The organism is Rathayibacter sp. CAU 1779 (genome assembly GCF_054551755.1).
The window spans coordinates 112,999-133,479 of sequence record NZ_JBTOLK010000002.1; the positions used below are offsets into that span (position 1 = coordinate 112,999).

The following is a 20,481-nucleotide window of genomic DNA, read 5'->3' on the forward strand; positions in this document are numbered from 1 at the left end:
CCAGCACCAGCACCAGCACCAGCGGCAGCGGCAGTAGTGATGCGGAGGTGACCTGACATGGGCTTCAAGAACCCGCCGATCCCGTGGTCGGAACTGGAGCGCACGCTGTCGGGACGCCGCCCGGCAGAGGGCGACCTCGCTGCGCTGGACTCCCCTGCCCGCAGCGTGAAACGGCGCACATACCGCGGCGAGCCGGTGACCCCGATCGACGGTCCGTACGTGCCGTACGCGGAGCTGCACGCGCACTCGCACTACAGCTTCCTCGACGGTGCCAGTGCGCCGGAGCGGCTCATCGAGGAGGCCGCCCGGTTGCGGCTGAACGCCATCGCGCTCACCGACCACGACGGCATGTACGGGGTGGTGCGGCTCGCGGAGGCGGCGGAGATCCACACCGCGGTGAAGACCGTGTTCGGTGCCGAGCTCTCGCTCGGGCTGACGGGGCCGCAGAACGGCGAGGCCGACCCGGAAGGCACACACCTGCTGGTGCTCGCGCGTGGTGAGGAGGGGTATCACCGGTTGGCCGGTGCGATCACCGACGCCCAGCTGCATCCTGATGCCGTCAAGGGGCGGCCGGTGTACGACATCCATCGTCTCGCCGAGCAGGCGGGCGGGCACTGGACCGTGCTCACCGGATGCCGCAAAGGCGCCGTGCGTCAGGCGCTCGCCGGCGGTGGAGGTGGCGCTGGTTCAGGTGCCGGAGCTGTCGCCGGTTCTCGGGCGGATTCCGTGCGCCAGGAACTCGACCTGAGCACGGTGTCCGGAACAGGTACGGCCTTGGGCGAAGGGCCGACGGATGCCGTGCTGCAGGGCTTCGACGCGACATCCGGGACCGACGTGGGGGCGGCATCCCTCGCCCTCGACGAGCTGATCGAGCTGTTCGGCGCCGAGCACGTGGTGGTCGAGCTGTTCGACACCGGATCCCCGTTGGACACCGTGCACAACGACGTGCTCTACGGGCTCGCCGAGCGCAAGGGGCTGGCATCCGTCGCGACAGGTCTCGTGCACTACGCGTCGAAGGCGGAGCGTCCGCTCGCCACGGCGATGGCGGCCGTGCGCGCCAGACGCAGCCTGGACGAGATCGACGGCTGGCTCCCGGCAGCGGCGACCACGCGACTTCGCACGGGTGCGGAGATGGCGAAGCGGTTCGCTCGCTATCCCGGCGCGATCGAGCGCAGCGTCGAGATCGCCGACAGCCACGCCTTCTCCCTGAGCTCGGCCAAGCCCAAGCTGCCGAGACAGGACGTGCCGGCCGGCCACACGCCGATGAGCTACCTGCGCCAGCTCGTCGAGGAGGGCATCGCCGAGCGGTACCCGGCCGGCTACGAGCACGCGAGCGCCGAGGATGTGCGTGTGCGCATGGAGAAGGAGCTGCGCGTCATCGAGGAGAAGGACTTCCCGGGCTACTTCCTCATCGTGTACGACATCGTGCGGTTCGCGCGCGAGCACGGCATCCTCTGCCAGGGACGTGGGTCGGCCGCGAACTCGGCCGTCTGCTACGCGCTGAAGATCACGTCGGTCGACTCCATCCGGTACAACCTGCCGTTCGAGCGCTTCCTCTCCAGCCTGCGGCCGGAGGAGCCAGACATCGACGTGGATTTCGATGCCAGGCGGCGCGAGGAGGTCATCCAGCACGTGTTCCGCAAGTACGGGCGCCGCAATGCAGCCCAAGTGGCCAACGTGGTCAGCTACCGGCCGAAGAACGCGGTGCGCGACATGGCGAAGGCGCTCGGCCACTCAACGGGACAGCAGGATGCCTGGTCCAAGCAGGTGGAGCGCTACGGCCCCGACGTGTTCACCGGTGACCACGACATCCCGGATGCCGTCGTCGCGCTCTCCACGCAGCTGCTGACCGCGCCGCGGCACCTGGGCATCCACTCCGGCGGCATGGTGCTCACGGATCGTCCGGTCGGCGAAGTGGTGCCGATCGAGCGCGCCCGTATGGAGAACCGCACCGTGCTGCAGTGGGACAAGAACGACTGCGAATGGATGGGCCTGGTCAAGTTCGACCTGCTCGGTCTCGGCATGCTCGCCGCCGTGCAGTACATGTTCGACATGGTCGAGCAGCACCTCGGCGAGAAGTGGACGCTCGCCACGATCCCCAAGGAAGAGCCGGCGGTCTACGACATGCTGTGCAGGGCGGATGCCATCGGCGTGTTCCAGGTGGAGAGCCGCGCCCAGCTCGGCACGCTCCCCCGGCTGCTCCCCCGCGAGTTCTACGACCTCGTGATCGAGGTGGCGCTGATCCGGCCGGGGCCGATCCAGGGCGGGGCGGTGCATCCGTACATCCGCAGACGCGCGGAGAAGGAGACGGTGACGTACGCGCATCCGGATCTGAAGCCGGTGCTGAAGCGCACACTGGGCATCCCGCTGTTCCAGGAACAGGTGATGCAGATGGCGATGGCCGTCGGCGACTGCACGGGTGAGGACGCCGACCAGCTGCGGCGGGCGATGGGATCCAAGCGCGGCATCGAGAAGATCGGCACACTGCACGACAAGGTGTTCGAAGGCATGGCCAGGCGGGGAATCGACGATGCCGCCGCGCAGGGCATCTGGGCGCAGATCGAGGCGTTCGCGGACTTCGGATTCGCCGAGAGTCACGCGCTGAGCTTCGCGCTCATCGTCTACGCGAGCTCCTGGCTCAAGCTGCACTATCCCGCCGCGTTCCTGGCCGCGCTGATCAAGGCGCAGCCGATGGGCTTCTACTCGGCGCAGACGCTCACCCAGGATGCCGTGCGGCACGGCGTGATCGTGCGGCACGTCGACATCAACCGCTCGGGGGTGCATCCCGATCTCGAACCGGTCGAGGAGCGTGCAGAGCGGATGGCCACCGGCGCGACCAGTGGCACTGCGTCGTCCAGTGGCACTGCGCTGTCCGGAGGTGCGGCGTCGTCGGACGCAACGGCACGACCGGGCGGCATGGACTCCTGCCTCGCGCAGAAGCAACCGCTCATCCCGAAGAAGTTCGACCGCGACGATCCGGATGTCTCCCCCTCCCACCGCAGAGACGGCGCGCTCGCCGTGCGCCTCGGCCTCGCCGGCGTGAACACGATCGGCGACAAGCACGCCAAGCGCATCATCGAGGAACGGGATGCCTACGGTCCATACACGAGCATGGACGACCTCGCCCGCCGTGTCGGCCTCACGGCTCCGCAGCTGGAGGCGCTGTCGGCAGCCGGTGCGTTCGAATCCCTCGGCCTCACCCGCAGGCAGTCGCTGTGGGCGGCGGGGCCGGCGTCCAGGGAACGACGTGACTACCTGCCCTCCACCGCCGTGTTCGTGCAGCCGCCGCTGCTGCCGGTGCTGTCGGCATCCGAGCAGACGGTCTACGACCTGTGGGCGACCGGGATCTCACCGGGCGACCACCCGATGCGGCACGTGCGGCGGGCGATGGCGGGGCGCGGCATCCGCTCCACCGCGGATCTGCTCGAGGTGGAGGCGGGAACGCGCGTCGAGGTCGCCGGAGTCGTCACCCACCGGCAGCGGCCGGCCACGGCCAGCGGCATCACGTTCATGAACATCGAGGACGAGCACGGCATGCTCAACGTGATCTGCAGCGTCGGGGTGTGGGGGCGCTACCGCAGGATCGCGCGCGAGGCGCCCGCACTGGTGGTGCGGGGCATCCTGGAGCGCACAGAGGAAGGGATCGTGAACATCGTCGCCGACCGGTTCGAGCCTCTGGCGTTGAAGGCGCGCACCACATCGCGCAACTTCCAGTAGCGGAACACGACCGCATTGTCATAGATATGCCAATTGATCAGGCATTTCTCTCCCCTCGGGTCCGCGTTCGCGATGTCAAGCCCTTGCCGCCCGCCCTCCGAGCTGCGAACGTCGGCCGTGGAATCGATGTCGAAGGAGGACGTATGGGGAACGAAGAGAAGTTCGAGAACAAGAAGGACGAGCTCTGGGGCAAGGGCAAGGAGGCCGTCGGAGACGCGACAGGCGACGACGAGCTGAAGGCTCAGGGCAAGTTCGATCAGACCAAGGCGAATCTCAAGCAGGCAGGCGAAAAGGTGAAGGACGCCTTCACCGACAACGACTGACGCGTATCGAAGAATCGCCACCGCGCATCGGGCCGCTTCCGGGCGGCCCGATGTCGTGTCTGAATGCTTCGAGGCTCGGTCAGGAGCGGTATCCGTCGGTCAGCCGCGGACGCGCCGGGCCACCAGGGGAAGTAAGACCCAGAGCGCCACGACGACCGCCGCGGTGATGCCGCCCGCCACGAATCCAGCCGTTCGGGACAGCACCACGTCGAAGATGAACAGCACGACGCCGATCACGAGCAGCCCGACGGCGGCGAGCGTGATGCGCAACAGCACGTTGCCGATCACCACGAGCTCACGCTTCACGTGTCGGCGGAAAAGCCAGCGGTGCAGGCTCACCGGGGTGAGGTTGAGCGCCGTGGTCGTCGCGGCGAGACAGACCAGTACGAGATAGATAGTCGACGAGAAGGTGTCCAGGGTCGTGAAACGCGGCTGGAAGGCCAGCGCGAGCAGGAAGCCGGTGATGATCTGGGTTCCGGTCTGGGTCACCCGCAATTCCTGCAGGATGTCCGCCCAATTGCGGTCCGATCGCTGCACCACGGTCTCCGTGCGGCCGTCGTCGGGGATGTCGTCGGTCGCAGGCTCGCTCTGGTCCACGGTGGAATGCTAGGCCGAGTCCCGATGGTCGTGCAGGGGGTTGATCAGGGCGCGTCGAGAAGCTGCTGCCATCCGTCACCTGCGGCGTTCTCGAAGATGAGGCTCGTCTCGGTGTGCGCGACGGCGGGATCGCCCGTGAGGTGGTCCAGCACGAAGTCGCGCAGTTCTCCAGCGTCGCGAGCCGCGACATGCAGCAGGTAGTCGTCCGCACCCGCCGTGTGGAAGAGGGCGATCACGCCCGGGAGGTGCGGTGCGGCGGCGCGGAACGCGTCGATCTGGGCCCTGGAGTGCTTCGCGAGCCGCACCGCGATCATCGCCTGGAGCGGGATGCCCGCCGCCGCCAGATCCACATCGAGCCGGTATCCGGCAATCACACCCCTGCGCTGCAGGCTCCTCAGCCTCAGCGAGACCGTCGACTCGGCGACGCCGGACGCCGCTGCCAGAGCAGCCCCGGAGATGCGCGCGTTGCGGGAGAGTGCGAGCACGAGCGCACGGTCGATCGCATCGAGTTCGGGAATCTTCGATTCGGGCATCGACACGACCTTCCCTTCAGGAGAATCTGCGAAGGATGACAAACCTTTCGCAGCAGCTGCGATCATATGTCACAGATACGAAGGATTCTGCTGTCATGGATGCATGACAGTGTCGTCGACCTCTCCCAGTACGCCCTCCTGGATCCACGTCGAAACCCGTGCCGTTCACGCAGGCATGGAGGGTGTGGTCGAATCCGGATCGCACGTGCCGCCGATCGATCTCTCCACCACGAATCCGCTGCCCGGCGTCGAGGCCGGCGGCGACTCATACGAGAATCTCGCGACCGGAGGGGTGCTGAATCCCGGCGATTCCGCCGTCTACCAGCGTCTGTGGCAGCCCGGTGTCGCCCGATTCGAGCGAGCGCTCGCCGACCTGGAGGGCACAGAGGAGTCCGTCGCGTTCGCCACGGGGATGGCGGCGCTCTCCGCCTGCCTGATGGCTGCAGTGGCGAACGGCACGCCGCACATCGTCGCCGTACGCCCGCTCTACGGGGGCACGGACCACGTGCTCGCGACCGGTCTGCTCGGCACAACCGTGACGTGGGCGACCGCGGATTCGATCGCAGACGCCATCCGAGACGACACGGGTCTGGTCGTCCTCGAGACACCGGCGAATCCCACGCTCGAGCTCATCGACATCGCGGATGCCGTCGCCCGGGCGGCCCGCGTTCCTGTCCTCGTCGACAACACGTTCGCCTCACCAGTTCTCCAGCGACCGACGGAGCACGGCGCGCGGCTCGTGCTGCACAGCGCCACCAAGTACCTCGGCGGTCACGGTGACGTGATGGGCGGAGTCGTCGCGACGGATGATGCGTGGGCGCGTCGCCTCCGCGGGCTCCGTGCACTCACCGGCGGGCTGCTGCATCCGTTCGCCGCCTACCTGCTGCACCGCGGACTGCGCACGCTGCCCGTCAGGGTGCGGGCACAACAGGAGACAGCGGCCGAGCTGGCCAGGCGACTGCAGGATCATCCCGCGGTGCACCGAGTGCTCTACCCGGGTCTGCCCGGACAGGATCCGCTCGGTCTGCTCGGTCGACAGCTCGAGGGTCCCGGATCCCTCATCTCGCTCGATCTCGGCGACTACGACAGCGCCGTGCGGTTCGCCGAATCGTGCCGGCTGGTGTCGCATGCAGTGTCGCTGGGCGGCGTGGATTCGCTGGTGCAGCATCCGGCGTCCCTCACGCATCGCCCGGTCGAGGCCGACGCGAAGCCGAACGCCGGTGTCGTGCGTCTCTCGATCGGGCTCGAGCACGTCGACGACCTCACCGACGACCTGATGGCCGCACTCAACGCGGCGACGGGCGTCACCAACCGTGGGTTGAGCTTGTCGAAACTCGCTGGCTGAGCATGTCGAACCGCGAGTTGAGCTTGTCGAAACCCGATTGAGCCTGTCGGGCACGCCGGTTGCGCTTGTCGAAACCGCCTCAGTGGTGCCCGAGGCGCTTGCGGAGCAGGTCGATGCGCGCCTGCAGTTGCGTCACGCTCGCCTGCGCCACGGCGGGTCCGCCGCACAGCCGGCGCAGTTCGGCGTGCACCAGCCCGTGCGGCTCGCCCGAGTTCTTCGCGTACAGCCCGACGAGGCTGTTCAGCAGGCTGCGCTGCTCCTTCAGCGTGCGGTACACCGGCGCGGGCGCGGACTTCTGCGGCTCGCCGGGCGCCGACGGCTTGCGGTTCGCCGCCCGCTTGGCCTGCCTCGCCTGCCGGGTGCGCAGGAGTTCGTGCACCTGGTCCGGTTCGAGCAGTCCCGGGATGCCGATGAAATCCCACTCCTCGTCGCTGCCCGGCTCGGCGAATCCGCCGAACTCGGCGCCGTCGTACATCACGCGGTCGAAGGCGGCGTGCGAGTCAAGCGCCTCGAACGCGAACTCCTGCTGCAGCGAATCGGATGCCTTGTCGTTCCGTTCCGCCGCCGCCATCATGGCGTCCTCGGCGTTCCACAGGTCGCCGTCGCCGTCCGTCGAGACGCGGTCGAGCGCGTGGTCGCGCTCCAGTTCGAGGGCTCGCGCCAGCGCCATCAGTACAGGGACATCGGGCAGGAACACGGAGGCCGTCTCGCCGCGCCGCCTGGCACGCACGAAGCGTCCGATGGCCTGCGCGAAGAACAGCGGGGTGGACGCGCTGGTGGCGTAGACGCCGACCGCGAGCCGCGGCACGTCCACGCCTTCCGACACCATGCGCACGGCGACCATCCAGCGCGAGTCGCTCTCAGCGAACTCGGCGATGCGCTCGCTGGACTCCTTCTCGTCCGAGAGCACGACGGTGACCTTCTCGCCGCAGACCGACTCCAGGATGGCGGCGTACGCCCGGGCCGCGACCTGGTCCGTCGCGATGACCAGGCCACCGGCATCCGGAACCTGCTGCCGCACCTCGGAGAGTCGCCGGTCGGCTGCGTGCAGCACTTGCGGGATCCATTCGCCCTTGGGGTCGAGCGCCGTGCGCCACGCCTGTGCGGTGATGTCCTTCGTGTTGCCCTCGCCGAGCCGGGCCTCCATCTGGTCGCCGGTCTTCGTGCGCCAGCGCATGTGTCCCGCGTAGACCATGAACAGCACGGGACGCACGACGCCGTCGGCCAGCGCGCGACCGTAGCCGTAGTTGTAGTCGGTGCGCGAGGTGCGGATGCCGTCCCTGTTCTGCAGGTACGTCACGAACGGGATCGGCGAGGTGTCGCTGCGGAACGGCGTTCCGGTGAGCGAGAGCCTGCGTTCCGCGCGTTCGAACGACTCGCGGATGGCGTCGCCCCAGCTGAGCGCGTCGCCTCCGTGGTGCACCTCGTCGAGGATCACGAGCGTGCGACGGTCCAGGGTGATGTCCCTGTGCAGCGACGCGTTCACCGCCACCTGCGCGTAGGTGACGGCGATGCCGCGATAGTGCGACCCGTAGCGACCGTGAGCGTTCTTGAAGTTCGGGTCGATCGGGATCCCGACCCGCGCCGCCGCTTCCGCCCACTGCCGCTTGAGGTGCTCGGTGGGCGCCACGATCGTGATCCGCTCCACCGTGCGCCGCTTCAACAGTTCGACAGCGAGCCGGAGTGCGAACGTGGTCTTGCCGGCGCCGGGGGTCGCCGCGGCGAGGAAGTCGCGTGGTTCGTATCGGAAGTAGGCCTCCAGCGCCTCCGCCTGCCACGCACGGAGCTTGCTCGCCGTGCCCCACGGCGCGCGTGCCGGGAACGAGGGCGAGAGGTGCTCGATCGCCCAGGTGCCGACCGTGCGAGCCGTGTCGCTCGGCGCGGTGTCCGCGGCGGAACTCCCCGCGGTGCGGTCGGGCGCGGTGCGCTCCGATGGAGTGATCTCCCCCGCAGTTCCGTCAAGCGGAGTTCCGGCGAGCGGGGTCCTGTCGAGCGGGGTCCTGTCGAGCGGAGTTCCGCCGATGCTCGTGAGCACAGCATCCTCGTGCGCGTCATCGGGCTGCCAGTCGTCGGCCGGGGCGGAGGCGGGGGTCGAGGTGCTCACTTGGATCCACGGTACCGAACACGACTGACAGTCGCGGCGCATCGGCCGCGACCGACGGTTTCTCGGCCGGGCTTCCCCACCGGGTCCCTCGGCGCCCTGAGCGTTCCGAATACCGGAGGATGCAACCGATACCGGAGCATTCCTCCGGTATCCGTCGCGAGAGCGCGATCTCTCCGGTCCCTGTTCCGCCGCCCTCGGAGGCCGTACCGGTCGGACAAGGCGGGGCAGGGCAGGGGCAACGGCGTGCGAGAGCAGAATGGAAGCATGACGGAACCGCTGCATCCCTTCCATCGGTACGTCGCTCTCGGCGACTCGTTCACTGAAGGGATCGGCGATCCCGACCCGAATGCGCCCGGCGGATTCCGCGGCTGGGCGGACCGCGTGGCCGAGGTGCTCGCCCGCGGCACCGACGACTTCGCGTACGCGAACCTCGCCGTGCGCGGCAAGCTGATCCGTCAGATCGCCGACGACCAGGTGGACGCGGCCATCGCGCTGAAGCCCGACCTCGTCACCATCTCCGCGGGCGGCAACGACGTCATCCGTCCTGGCACGGATCCGGATGAGATCGGTCGCCTCTTCGACGACATCATCACCCGCCTCTCGGTCACCGACGCCACCATCGTGGTCTTCACGGGCGTCGACGTGGGCTTCTCCCCCGTCTTCAAGGCCATCAGGGGCAAGGTCGCGATCTACAACGAGAACGTGCGCGTGGTCGCCGAGCAGCACGGATGCCTCGTCGCCGACCAGTGGGCCCTCAGCGAGGTGCAGGACCAGCGCCTGTGGTCGACCGACCGGCTGCACATGAACCCGCTCGGGCACCACACCGTCGCCCGCATGGTGCTGCAGACTCTCGGCGTGCCGAACGACCTGCACCAGGCAGAGCCGGAGCCGCTTCCCGAGCGCTCGTGGCGCCAGGCGCGCGCCGAGGACCTCTCGTGGGCGAAGGAGTACTTCGTGCCGTGGATCGTGCGTCGCATCAAAGGCGTGTCGAGCGGCGACAATGTGCGGCCGAAACGGCCGGAGCCGGAGCCGGTGACGCTGCCCGGCGATCGCGACGCGGCGCTCTAGGCGACGCGGCGACCGGGCGACCGGGCGACCCCTGAGAGTGCTCTGTCGCGTGCCCTTGTCGAGGAAAGGCGCTGCGGCGCAGCAAGGATCGAACATGACCGAAGAGCTTCTCCAAGGCGGAAGAACCACTCCGGGCGTCGTGCGGATCGGAGACACGGTGCATCGCCCGCGCGGTCACCGCTCCGAATTCGCGGCACGCGCGCTGCAATTCCTGAATGCGGTCGGCTACCCGTGGGCGCCTCGTCACCTCGGCATCGACGACGTCGGTCGCGATGTCTTCTCGTACGTCGAGGGCGTCACCACCGAGCACCCCTTGCAGCGCGACGAGCGTTCGTACGCGGGAATGGGCCGGATGCTTCGGCAGCTGCACGAGCTCACAGCGGGCACAGAGATCGCACGAGGCGGTCGTTGCCTGGTCCACGGCGACCCTGGACCGTTCAACGTCGTGATGGTGGAAGGGATGCCGGTCGCCCTGATCGACTGGGACACTGTTCACCCCGGCGACCCCATGGAGGACATCGGCTACGCGGGCTGGTCCTGGTGCATCCAGGCGTCCGGCAACGTACCGGTCCCGGATCAGGCGCGTCGGCTGCGCGAATTCCGCGACGGCTATGACGACACCATGACGAGCGAGGCGCTCCTCGGGGCCGTCGACGAGAGGCAGTGCGCCATCATCGAGGCAGAGTCCCGTAACGCCGAAGATCAGCGGATGTCCGACGCGCGTCGCGCGCACGCCCGTGCAGCCGTCGCGTGGGCACGCGGCGACAGGTCCGTGATCGCCGACAACCGCCGAATGTTCATCGACGCTCTCGGCTGATCGTGCCGGGTGGCACTCCTTCGGGCTGTCGTCACGGGAACAGCAGCAACGGATGGGTCAGCCGCCAGCCGAGCCCGGGATCGGTGACGGCCTTCGTCACCGTGAGCGTGCTGGTGAAGCTCTGGCCGCCACCCGAGTACGTGACGGTGCCGACGGCATCCCCCGGCTTCACGAGGGTGACGGATGCCGAACGCACCGTCACGGTGATCGGCGTGTTCGAGAACACGAAAATGCTCCCGGCCTTCTCGCTCGTCAGCGCCGACGACTCGCCCCACACGCTGCGATACGAGCCGTAGTCGGTCGCAGCAGTTCCCACGTTCACCTCGTGGAACCCGTCCTCGACGCTCTTCAGAAGCGTCGGCACATCCGACCAGAGGTTCGAGTAGTCGGGGGCGCCTGTGACGACGCCGACCAGCTTGATCGGATGCCCGTGCACCGTCACCGACGCCGCGAACAGCAGGCAGTGGCCCGCCTGGTCCGTCCAACCGGTCTTGATGCCGACGATGCCGTCCTGTCCCAGCAGCTGATTGCCGTTGTTCACGGTGCCGGCGCCGGGCAGGGTGGCGGTCGGCGTGTCCACGATGACGGACAGCACGGGATCCGCCAGCACGAGCTTTCCGATCCCCACCAGGTCGACGGGTGTGCTCACGCTGCCAGGATCCAGGCCGGACGGATCCGTGAGGTGCGTGCCGGTGAAGTGGTGTGCGGCGAGCCAGGAGTTCGCGTACGTGAGGAACGCGTCCACCGAGCCGAATCCCCAGTTCGCCAGCGAGATGGCGTAGTTGTTCGCGCTCGGCAGCAGCATGGCCGTCAGAGCCTGCTTCTCGGTCAACTGCTCCCCCGCCGAGACGGGCGCCCACGAGCCGTCCTCATCCCAGACCTGCTGCAGAATCTGCACGTCCGCCTCGGTGAACGTGATCGTCGGTCCGTCGCTGCCCTTCGCGATCGGATGCTTGTCCAGCAGCACCAGCGCCGTGATCGTCTTCGTCATGCTCGCGATCGGCTCGCTGTCCATGCTGCCGTTCTTCACCAGCAGGTCGTCCTGCCCCACCATGCCGACGGCGGCACTCCCCCAGGACGGGAAAGCCGGCTGCACAGCGGCAGGAGTGATGGTCGACGTGGACGACGCGGATGCCGCCTCCGCAGCGGCCGGAAGTGGCGCAATCGCCGCGAGCACGGTGTACGCGGCGACGGCGGCGGCGACGCCCAGGCCGGTGAGGACCACGGCACGCCGACGACGCAGTACGCGCCGTCGTTTCCGGGCGCGTGCGGTCCTGTCGATGGTCTCGTCATCCTCGGGCACGGCAGTCATGGTACGGACCATCCCTATGCTCCCGGTTCAGGAACGGGACGAGGTGTCGATCCGGCCGGAATCCGCAGCGCATACAGTGCGACGGCCGCCGCGGACGCCACGTTCAACGAGTCGACGCCGTGCGCCATCGGGATCGTGACGACGGTGTCCGCAGCGCTCAGGGCGCGACGGCTCAGGCCATCGCCCTCCGCACCCATCACCATCGCGACCTTCTCCGGCGGATGCGCGGCGAACTCGTCGAGGCTCACCGCGTCGTCGGCGAGGGCCAGGGCAGCGATGTGAAAGCCGGCATCGTGCAGGCGGGGCGCGGCATCCTGCCACTCTCCGAGACGCGTCCACGGCACCTGGAGCACCGTCCCCATGCTCACGCGCACGCTGCGTCGGTACAGCGGATCCGCGCAGCGCGGTGACACGAGCACGGCGTCGGCACCGAGACCGGCGACGGCTCTGAATGCCGCGCCCACATTCGTGTGGTCCACGATGTCTTCCAGCACCACGACTCGTCGTGCGCCGTCCAGCACCTCTTCAACGGAGGGAAGCGGCGGACGGTGCATCGCCGCCATGGCGCCGCGATGCAGATGGAACCCGGTGAGCGCCTCGAGCGCGCTCTCCGTTCCCACGTACACCGGGACATCCGGATGCGCCGCCATCAGCGGCTCCAGATCCGGCAGCCACCGCTCGTGCACGAGCACCGAACGCGGGATGTGCCCCGCCGCCAGCGCGCGCGAGATCACCTTCGTCGACTCCGCGATGTACAGACCGCCCGCGGGTTCCAGCGCTCGCCGCAGCGCCACGTCCGTGAGACGGGCGAAGTCGGCCAGCTCGGGGGCGTCGACCGTATCGATGGGGATGATACGCATGCTGCGGTTTCGCCTCAGGTCTTCCAGGTGCGGGAAACAATTCCGAAAACTGCGCTGTTTACACTGGCGTCTAATGAGGGGGCGCGCGTGAGCACAGTGATGACGGCGGATCCGGCTCTGCAATCCGCTATCGACATCCTCGCAGACCGGTCGGTAGCGGTGCTCACCGGCGCCGGGATCTCCACGGACTCCGGCATACCGGACTACAGGGGCGAGGGCGCCCCGCGCCGCACGCCGATGTCGTTCGCCCAGTTCCTGGGCGATCCGCGGTCCCGCAAGCGCTACTGGGCCGGAAGCCACCTCGGATACGCCCGTTTCCGCGCGGCCTCGCCCAACGCCGGGCACCGGGCGCTCGCCGCGATGGAGGCAGCGGGTGTCATCCCCGGTGTCATCACACAGAACGTGGACGGCCTGCACAACCAGGCGGGGTCCCGGGTCGTCGTCCCGCTCCACGGCACCATGGACCGGGTCGTCTGTCTGACGTGCGGGCAGATGTACGCCCGCGAGGACATCGCCGCGCAGATCGACGCCCTGAACCCGTGGATCTCGCTGCCGGAGTCGGTGACGATCGCCCCGGACGGCGACGCCGAGGTCAGCGATGTCGACTCGTTCGTCATCCCCGTTTGCAGCATCTGCGGCGGCCCGCTGAAGCCCGACGTGGTGTTCTTCGGCGAGTTCGTGCCTCCGCTGCGCTTCGAGGCCGCCAGGGAGCTCGTCGATTCAGCGGAGGCGCTCCTCGTAGCCGGATCGTCGCTGGCGGTCAACTCCGGCATCCGCCTGGTCGAGCAGGCGCGTCGCCGTAAACTTCCGATCGTGGTGGTGAATCGCGGAGACACGAAGGGCGACGCACGTGCGGCGCTGAAACTGAACGCCGGAACGTCCGAGACCCTCGTCGCGCTCGCCGACGCACTGATCCCGTGACGCGGGACCACACGCTCGGCAGCCGGGAGAGCATCGGTGCTGCCGATCCGGGCCGCCGCCGCACCTTGTTGACGTTGGTGAGGCACGGAGAGACCGACTGGAATCGTGAGCGGCGCATCCAGGGCTCGGCCGACATCCCGCTGAACGACACCGGGATCGCACAGGCCGGAGCGGCGGCAGCGGGCCTGGCCGACGCCGGATACTCGGCCGTGTACTCCAGTCCGCAGTCCCGAGCACTGGCGACGGCCCGTATCATCGCCCGTGCGATGGGAGCCGCAGATCCACGGACCGACGCCGACCTTCGGGAGCGATCCTTCGGCGAGGCCGAGGGGCTCACGGATCCGGAGATCACGGAGCGGTTCCCCGACGACGACGTTCCCGGCCTGGAGTCGCGCCGATCAGTGGTGGAGCGTGCTCTCCCCGTGCTGGAGCGCATCGCTGCACGGCATCCCGGCGAATCCGTGCTCGTCGTGACGCACGGCGCGGTCATCAGCTCGCTGGTGCGACACCTCACAGGCGGTGCGCTCCCCCGGCAGGGCGAGACGATCCGCAACCTGTCGCTCAGCCACTTCACGCACGAGGACGGCGCCCTCGGCCTGGGGGACTTCAACGTGCCATCGCACGACGCCGAACTGCTTCGACGGGTTGCCGACGCAGGGTCGACGACGTCCGCGCATCAGGATGCTGTGGTTTCCTCGGTGCGTGCCTGACCGACGACCTCGTTCAGCACCTCCAGCAGTGCGGCGGCCGAACGCGCCCAGGTGTAGCGGGATGCCGCGTCCACGCTGAGAGCGGACGCTCGCGCCCACTCCCCCGGTGCCTCCAACCCGCGCACCGCGTCGGCGAACGACGACGGATCGCGTGGGTCCGCGTACACCGCGGCATCCGCTCCGATCTCCCGGAAGATGGGGATGTCGCTCACGACCACCGGCGTTCCCACGCGCATCGCCTCGACGAGCGGGATGCCGAACCCCTCGTCGAGCGAGGCCGTGACGAGTGCTGTCGCCTCGCGGAGCAGACCGAAGTACTCCTCATCGCTCGCCCCGTTGTGGAACACGAGTCTGGCCGTCGGCGCTGCGGACGCCAGTCGGGCGCGATCCGCGTCGCTCACCCGGCTCATCAGGTGCAGTTCGTACTCCGGCAGTTCCGCGGCAGCCTTCGCCAGCGTCTCCACGTTCTTGTAGGGCATGAACGATCCCATGTAGACGAGCGCCTTGCGGAACGGAGCAGCTCGCGGGGTCGTCGGAACGCCGACCGGAACATCCGGTGCGTTCGTGACGACTCGAACTGGCTTGCGCGTGAGCCGATGTTCGGCGATGAGCGTGCGTGTGGTCTCGGAGACGGCCACCACCGTGTCCGAGCGGCCCAGCAGCATCCGCTGCGGCCACCACGACAGGTGGTAGAGCCGCCAGAGACCCCGCACGAACGCGGGAAGGTCACGTGGTGGTGTCCGGTTCCGGTAGTAGATGAGGTCGTGCACCGTGAGCACGAGACGGTAGCGGCGTCCGATCGACCCCATCGTCTGCATCGGCGTGAACACGACGTCGGGCCGCAGCCTGTTCACCTGGAGCGCGACGAGTGGTTCCCGCACGCTGGTGGGGGACGACGCCATCGCCCACGGCAGGTCGGGCAGCATCTCCAGCTGCGCACGGTCGTTGATCAGCATGGTGACGTCGTGCAGCTTCGCGAGCTCGCCGACGAGGGATGCCGTGAACCGGCTGATCCCGTCGTGCCGGCCGATGCGCGTGTACCGGCAGTCGAAGACGATCTTCATGCGGCGGCGCCGTGCTCGGCGACGAAGGCACGCACCTGGTCGGCGGCCTCGTCGGGAGCCTCGTAGTGCACGAGGTGGCCGACGCCGTCGACGACGTGCAGGCGCGCATCCGGGAAGAGGGTCTGCAGTCGGCGCTGCGCGGCGATCGGCGTGATGTCGTCGCGGTCCGCCGCGATCAGCAGGACGGGCTCCGTGATCGCCGACGCGTACTCGGAGACGTCGTGGCTGACGGATGCCCTGAACGCCTCCAGCACGACAGCTCGGCCGGCGAACGCGCTGAAGTATTGCGCGTGCTGCCCGTGGATCCATGCTCGCAGCCGTCGGTCCTTCGTCTTCGCCATCGCCTCGCTCATGACCCGCACGATGGCCGGGTTTCGCAGCAGCCCGAATCCGAGGGACTCCGGCAGCGCGGCGGCCAGCCAGTAATAGAAGATCGCCAAGCGCGTGAAGATCGCTCGCGGGCCCCTCAACGCCGGCGCACCGATCGGGTTGACCAGCACGACGAGGTCGGGACGCGCCGATTCGGGAACGGATGCCGTGTCGGGGACGGATGTCGCGGCATCCGCTCGTCCCAGCATCGCCGAGACCACGATGGAGCCGAACGAGTGCCCGAGGAGCACGAATCGGCCGGTCGGCCGCACGGCCGCGATGAAGGCGCCGAGCCACGCGGCGTAGCCGTCGATGTCGTGGACTCGTCCCGACAGCGGATCCGACGCTCCGAACCCCGGCAGATCGGGCACGATCACGCGGAACTCGGTGAGGCGCTCGGCAATCGGCTCAAGACCGTGGTGATCGCCGCGGAAGCCGTGAACCAGCACGAGCGTCGTGGCGGCATCCGCGGCTCCGTACTCCCAGTAGGCCGTGGTGGAGCCGTCCACCTCGACGGTGTGCGGACTCGCCTCGCGGTGTGCCGGCTGGCGCGCTGACGACGCTGTTGGCGTGGGACGGGCTGACATCACGCTCCAGTGTAGGTGGCCGATTCTGCGACCCAGCCGGGTCGGCGCGGGCAGGCACGCGGCCCACGACTCCGAAGTCCTGCACCATGCGTCTTAGACTCGTCAGAGCGCCATCTCGCCGCCGACGTCGTTCCGTAGTCAGCCATCGAAGCCGCAGGAGGACTCGTTCGTGACCTTCACCGCGCCCATCCAGTTGCCCGGTCTCGCCCTCGATCTCCTGTGGTACAGACGCGCGGTGTTCTACGAGGTGATGGTGCGCTCGTTCGTCGACAGCAACGGTGACGGGACGGGCGACATCCAGGGCCTCATCTCCAAGCTCGACTATCTGCAGTGGCTGGGCGTCGACGCGTTGTGGCTGCCGCCGTTCTTCGTCTCGCCGTTGCGGGACGGCGGATACGACGTGGCGGATTACCGCGCGATCATGCCCGAGTTCGGAACACTCGACGAGTTCCAGGAGCTCGTCACGAAGGCGCACGAGCGCAACATGCGGGTCATCATCGACCTGCCGCTGAACCACACCAGCGACCAGCACGAGTGGTTCCAGCAGTCGCGGAGCGATCCGACCGGCCCCTACGGCGACTTCTACGTCTGGAACGACACCGACGACAAGTGGCCCGACATCCGCATCATCTTCACCGACACGGAGGAGTCGAACTGGGCTTTCGACTCCGAGCGTCGGCAGTTCTTCTTCCATCGGTTCTTCTCGCACCAGCCCGACCTCAACTACAACAATCCGGCCGTGCACGAGGCCGTCTTCGAGATCGTGCGGTTCTGGCTCGACATGGGCGTCGACGGCTTCCGGCTGGATGCCATCCCCTACCTCTACGAGTCCGACGAGGGCAACGGCGAGGGCGAGCCGCCCACGCACGAGTTCATCAAGATGCTGCGCGCCATGCTCGACCGCGACTATCCGGGACGCGTGATGATCGCCGAGGCCAACCAGTGGCCGCGCGAGGTGGCGGCATTCTTCGGCACAGAGGAGGAGCCGGAGTGCCACATGGCGTTCGACTTCCCGGTCATGCCGCGCATCTTCTACTCGCTGCGATCGCAGCGCGCCGACGAGCTCGTGCGGGTGCTCTCCGAGACCACCGACATCCCAGAGGGCGCCGGATGGGGCGTATTCCTCCGCAACCACGACGAGCTCACGCTCGAAATGGTCAGCGAGGAGTACCGGCAGGCCATGTACGGCTGGTACGCGTACGACCCGCGGATGCGCGCCAACGTCGGCATCCGCCGCCGCCTCGCCCCACTGCTCGACAACTCACGTGCGGAACTGGAACTCGCGCACGCGCTGCTCTTCGCCCTGCCGGGCAGCCCGTTCCTCTACTACGGGGACGAGATCGGGATGGGCGACAACATCTGGCTCCCGGACCGCGACTCGTCCCGCACCCCGATGCAGTGGACGCCCGATCGCAACGCCGGGTTCTCCACCGCCGATCCAGGCAAGCTGTACCTCCCCGTCGTGCAGTCGCTCGTGTACCACTTCAACCAGGTCAACGTCGAGGCGCAGCTCGCACAGTCGAGGTCGCTCCTGCACTGGGTGCGCAACGTGATCTACGTGCGCAAGGCACATCCGGCCTTCGGCCTCGGCGCGCTGAAGGTGCTGCCGACCGACCACTCGTCGGTGCTCGCGTTCGTGCGCACCTATGCAGGCAGCGGCACCGTGCTCGGAGACCAGGCGGAGAACGTGCTCTGCGTCTTCTCGTTCTCGCACAACCCGGTGTCCGTCACCCTGGACGCTCCGGAGTTCGCGGGAAGCGAGCTCTACGACCTCTTCGGAGGCTCCCGGTTCCCGAACATCGCCGACGATGGACGCTTCACCCTCACGCTCGGCACCCAGGCCTTCTACTGGCTGCACATCGAGCCGCCGCGCTGAGCTGTACTGTCCGTGACCTGGCAGTCGAGACGCTTGCCGGCGCCGGATCTCACGGGCCGGTTCGTGCGGTGTAGTTCCGCCGCTCGGTCGCGGTACGTGGGAGGTTGACGTGGGGGCCAGAAATGGCATCCACGTCAACCTTCAGCGCGCCCGCGCGGCGTGCCAGCAACGGCAGCGTCGGAGGTGCGCCATAACGTTGCAGTCATGAAGCAATGGCACGACGAGCTGGGTGTTTTCGACCTTGAGACCACGGGAGTGGATGTCGCAACGGCGCGCATCGTCTCCGCCCACGTCGGCGTGCTCGACTCCACCGGCGCGATCGTCGAACGGCTCGACTGGCTCGTGGATCCCGGTGTCGCGATCCCGCCGGGAGCCAGCGCCGTGCACGGCATCACCACGGAGCGTGCCCGCGCGGAGGGCCGCGCCGCTGCCGACGCCATCGTGGAGATCGTCGCGGCGCTGCGCGGACTGCTGCGACGCGGCATCCCGATCGTGGCGTACAACGCGCCGTACGACCTCTCCCTGCTGCATCACGAGGCGCTGCGTCACGGCGTCGAGCCGCTCTCCGACCCGACGCCGGTGATCGATCCGCTCGTCATCGACAAGGCCGTGGACAAGTACCGGCGGGGCAAACGAACCCTGAGCGTCACGGCCGAACACTACGGCGTCGACCTCATCGGTGCGCACGACGCCGGCGCGGATGCCATCGCCGCCGGCCGCGTCGCGCAGGCGATTGCGCGCGCTTTTCCGGTCGAACTCGACATGGACGCCCACCAGCTGCACACGCTGCAGGTGCAATGGTCGCAGCAGCAGGCGCTCGACTTCCAGGACTACATGCGACGCGTGAAGGACCCCTCCTTCACCGTCCGCGGGGAGTGGCCGCTGCGATGACCGGCGCCGGGGATCCTCGCCTGCGTGAGGCATCGACCCGATCTAGGTAAATCGGGGTGTGTCTGACAGCATGCGAAAGGCGGCCGACGGATCTTTCCGTCGACCGCCTTCGCCGGTCGTAGAATGCGCCGAGGCGCGGCTGCTACTTGCCGAAGTTCTTGAAGCGCTGGTTGAACTTCTCGACGCGGCCCGCGCTGTCAAGGATGCGCTGCTTGCCCGTGTAGAACGGGTGCGACTCGCTCGAGATCTCGACGTCGATCACGGGATAGCTGTTGCCGTCCTCCCACTCGATCGTCTTGTCGCTGGAGACGGTGGAGCGCGTCAGGAACGTCGCGCCCGAAGCGAGGTCACGGAAGACCACCGGCGCGTAATCGGGGTGAATGTCAGACTTCATGAGGCTTCCTTGAAAGGGATCGGATTCGTAAACTCGACGCGCCCGACCGTGGGGCGCGAAAGCGTGAAGTGCCGCTGTGTGGATCCGCGGCCAAAGATCAAGTTTAGCAGACGCTCAGGCCTCGGCAGACGCATCGGCGGCGTCGCTCTCGCCGCTCACCGTGCTCGTCGCCGCATCTGCTGCTCCGCCTTGCCGGGCGCGGGCGACGTACCGACCGGCCTCGGACGTCACCGTGATGGGCAGTCCGAACGTCTCGGTGAGGCGTTCCGACGTCAGCGTCTCCTCCAGGGGGCCTGCAGCAACGATCTTCCCGTCGGCGAGCAGCAGTACGTGCGTGAAGCCGGTCGGGATCTCCTCGGCATGATGCGTGACCATGATCATCGCCGGCGATCGCGGATCGCTCGCGTATCCGCCGAGAAGCGTCACGAGCTCCTCGCGGGACCCGAGGTCCAGGCTGGCCGCAGGCTCGTCGAGCACGAGGATCTCCGGATCCGTCATGACGGATCGCGCGATCTGAACGCGCTTCTGCTCACCGTCACTGAGGGTGCCGAAGGCGCGGTCGGCGATGCCGTCGAGCTTCCACTCCGCGAGCACGCGACGTGCGCGGCGGAGGTCGATCTCCTCGTACTCCTCGTGCCAGCGTCCGGTGACCGCATAGGCGGCCGTGAGTACTACGTCGAGCACGGTCTCCCGCTTCGGGATGCGCTTCGCGAGCGCGCTCGACGCGTAGCCGATGCGCGGCGTCAGCTCGGCGAGATCCGCCTTGCCCAGCTCCTCGTCGAGCACGGTGACGGTTCCGGACGTCGGATGGGAGGCCGCGGCGGCCATCTGCACGAGCGTCGTCTTTCCCGCTCCGTTCGGACCGAGGATGACCCACCTCTGATCGGCGGTGACCGTCCAGTCCAGCCCGTCCAAGATCGCGTTGCCACCGCGCACGACCGAGACGGAGTTGAACTTCAGGACGGTGTTCGACATGTGCTCTAGCTTAGGGCG

Annotated in this window: 18 protein-coding genes; 9 read left to right on the forward strand and 9 right to left on the reverse strand. The window is 68.2% G+C overall.

Features of this window, described 5'->3' with window-relative positions; all coding sequences use genetic code 11:
- Positions 1-57 precede the first annotated feature (57 nt).
- On the forward strand, positions 58-3,717 hold the full coding sequence (locus ACX9R5_RS11480; RefSeq protein ID WP_459409180.1) for an error-prone DNA polymerase: 3,660 nt from the start codon (positions 58-60) through the stop codon (positions 3,715-3,717).
- 143 nt (positions 3,718-3,860) lie between these two features.
- The gene (locus tag ACX9R5_RS11485; RefSeq protein ID WP_459409181.1) at positions 3,861-4,040 is read left to right on the forward strand and encodes a CsbD family protein; all 180 of its coding nucleotides are present in this window, start codon (positions 3,861-3,863) and stop codon (positions 4,038-4,040) included.
- A gap of 99 nt (positions 4,041-4,139) precedes the next feature.
- On the opposite strand, the gene ACX9R5_RS11490 is transcribed toward ACX9R5_RS11485, so the two are convergent.
- Both ACX9R5_RS11490 and ACX9R5_RS11495 read right to left on the reverse strand, forming a co-directional pair.
- Positions 4,140-4,637, reverse strand: a complete 498-nt coding sequence (locus ACX9R5_RS11490) for a DUF6328 family protein (protein WP_459409182.1) — start codon at positions 4,635-4,637, stop codon at positions 4,140-4,142.
- A 44-nt stretch (positions 4,638-4,681) separates the two neighbouring features.
- Positions 4,682-5,170: an Lrp/AsnC family transcriptional regulator gene (locus ACX9R5_RS11495; protein WP_459409183.1), complete on the reverse strand. Its 489-nt coding sequence runs from the start codon at positions 5,168-5,170 to the stop codon at positions 4,682-4,684.
- A 103-nt stretch (positions 5,171-5,273) separates the two neighbouring features.
- Between ACX9R5_RS11495 and ACX9R5_RS11500 the strand changes: the two genes are divergently transcribed.
- Positions 5,274-6,515, forward strand: a complete 1,242-nt coding sequence (locus ACX9R5_RS11500; protein WP_459409184.1) for a trans-sulfuration enzyme family protein — start codon at positions 5,274-5,276, stop codon at positions 6,513-6,515.
- 79 nt (positions 6,516-6,594) lie between these two features.
- Here ACX9R5_RS11500 and ACX9R5_RS11505 read toward each other — a convergent pair whose 3' ends face one another.
- Positions 6,595-8,358, reverse strand: a complete 1,764-nt coding sequence (locus tag ACX9R5_RS11505; protein ID WP_459409667.1) for a DEAD/DEAH box helicase — start codon at positions 8,356-8,358, stop codon at positions 6,595-6,597.
- A gap of 525 nt (positions 8,359-8,883) precedes the next feature.
- On the opposite strand from ACX9R5_RS11505, the gene ACX9R5_RS11510 reads away from it, so the two are divergent.
- Positions 8,884-9,687, forward strand: coding sequence for an SGNH/GDSL hydrolase family protein (locus ACX9R5_RS11510; RefSeq protein WP_459409185.1), 804 nt, complete (start codon positions 8,884-8,886; stop codon positions 9,685-9,687).
- 94 nt (positions 9,688-9,781) lie between these two features.
- A complete protein-coding gene (locus ACX9R5_RS11515; RefSeq protein ID WP_459409186.1) occupies positions 9,782-10,504 on the forward strand; it encodes an aminoglycoside phosphotransferase family protein in 723 nt (240 codons plus the stop codon).
- A 31-nt stretch (positions 10,505-10,535) separates the two neighbouring features.
- Here ACX9R5_RS11515 and ACX9R5_RS11520 read toward each other — a convergent pair whose 3' ends face one another.
- Together ACX9R5_RS11520 and ACX9R5_RS11525 are read right to left on the reverse strand one after the other, a co-directional pair.
- Positions 10,536-11,807 (reverse strand): D-alanyl-D-alanine carboxypeptidase family protein, encoded by a 1,272-nt coding sequence (locus ACX9R5_RS11520; protein WP_459409187.1) that lies wholly within the window; start codon positions 11,805-11,807, stop codon positions 10,536-10,538.
- 23 nt (positions 11,808-11,830) lie between these two features.
- Positions 11,831-12,676 (reverse strand): TrmH family RNA methyltransferase, encoded by an 846-nt coding sequence (locus ACX9R5_RS11525; RefSeq protein WP_459409188.1) that lies wholly within the window; start codon positions 12,674-12,676, stop codon positions 11,831-11,833.
- Between the two features lie 99 nt (positions 12,677-12,775).
- Here ACX9R5_RS11525 and ACX9R5_RS11530 point away from each other — a divergent pair, with 99 nt between their 5' ends.
- Together ACX9R5_RS11530 and ACX9R5_RS11535 are read left to right on the forward strand one after the other, a co-directional pair.
- Positions 12,776-13,597 carry a Sir2 family NAD-dependent protein deacetylase gene (locus tag ACX9R5_RS11530; RefSeq protein ID WP_459409668.1) on the forward strand — a complete coding sequence of 274 codons (822 nt, stop codon included), beginning with the start codon at positions 12,776-12,778 and terminating at the stop codon, positions 13,595-13,597.
- The gene (locus tag ACX9R5_RS11535) at positions 13,594-14,307 is read left to right on the forward strand and encodes a histidine phosphatase family protein (protein ID WP_459409189.1); all 714 of its coding nucleotides are present in this window, start codon (positions 13,594-13,596) and stop codon (positions 14,305-14,307) included. The genes ACX9R5_RS11530 and ACX9R5_RS11535 overlap by 4 nt, the downstream gene beginning before the upstream one ends.
- Here ACX9R5_RS11535 and ACX9R5_RS11540 read toward each other — a convergent pair.
- Positions 14,274-15,371 carry a glycosyltransferase family 4 protein gene (locus ACX9R5_RS11540; RefSeq protein WP_459409190.1) on the reverse strand — a complete coding sequence of 366 codons (1,098 nt, stop codon included), beginning with the start codon at positions 15,369-15,371 and terminating at the stop codon, positions 14,274-14,276. The genes ACX9R5_RS11535 and ACX9R5_RS11540 overlap by 34 nt on opposite strands.
- Positions 15,368-16,327 carry an alpha/beta fold hydrolase gene (locus ACX9R5_RS11545; protein WP_459409191.1) on the reverse strand — a complete coding sequence of 320 codons (960 nt, stop codon included), beginning with the start codon at positions 16,325-16,327 and terminating at the stop codon, positions 15,368-15,370. Before ACX9R5_RS11545 ends, ACX9R5_RS11540 begins: the two co-directional genes overlap by 4 nt.
- A 169-nt stretch (positions 16,328-16,496) precedes the next feature.
- On the opposite strand from ACX9R5_RS11545, the gene treS reads away from it, so the two are divergent.
- Both treS and ACX9R5_RS11555 read left to right on the forward strand, forming a co-directional pair.
- A complete protein-coding gene (gene treS, locus ACX9R5_RS11550; protein ID WP_459409192.1) occupies positions 16,497-18,203 on the forward strand; it encodes a maltose alpha-D-glucosyltransferase in 1,707 nt (568 codons plus the stop codon).
- A 204-nt stretch (positions 18,204-18,407) separates the two neighbouring features.
- Positions 18,408-19,094: an exonuclease domain-containing protein gene (locus ACX9R5_RS11555; protein WP_459409193.1), complete on the forward strand. Its 687-nt coding sequence runs from the start codon at positions 18,408-18,410 to the stop codon at positions 19,092-19,094.
- Between the two features lie 142 nt (positions 19,095-19,236).
- Here ACX9R5_RS11555 and ACX9R5_RS11560 read toward each other — a convergent pair whose 3' ends face one another.
- Positions 19,237-19,488: a type B 50S ribosomal protein L31 gene (locus ACX9R5_RS11560; RefSeq protein WP_459409194.1), complete on the reverse strand. Its 252-nt coding sequence runs from the start codon at positions 19,486-19,488 to the stop codon at positions 19,237-19,239.
- 114 nt (positions 19,489-19,602) lie between these two features.
- The gene (locus ACX9R5_RS11565; protein WP_459409195.1) at positions 19,603-20,463 is read right to left on the reverse strand and encodes an ABC transporter ATP-binding protein; all 861 of its coding nucleotides are present in this window, start codon (positions 20,461-20,463) and stop codon (positions 19,603-19,605) included.
- Between the last annotated feature and the right edge of the window lie 18 nt (positions 20,464-20,481).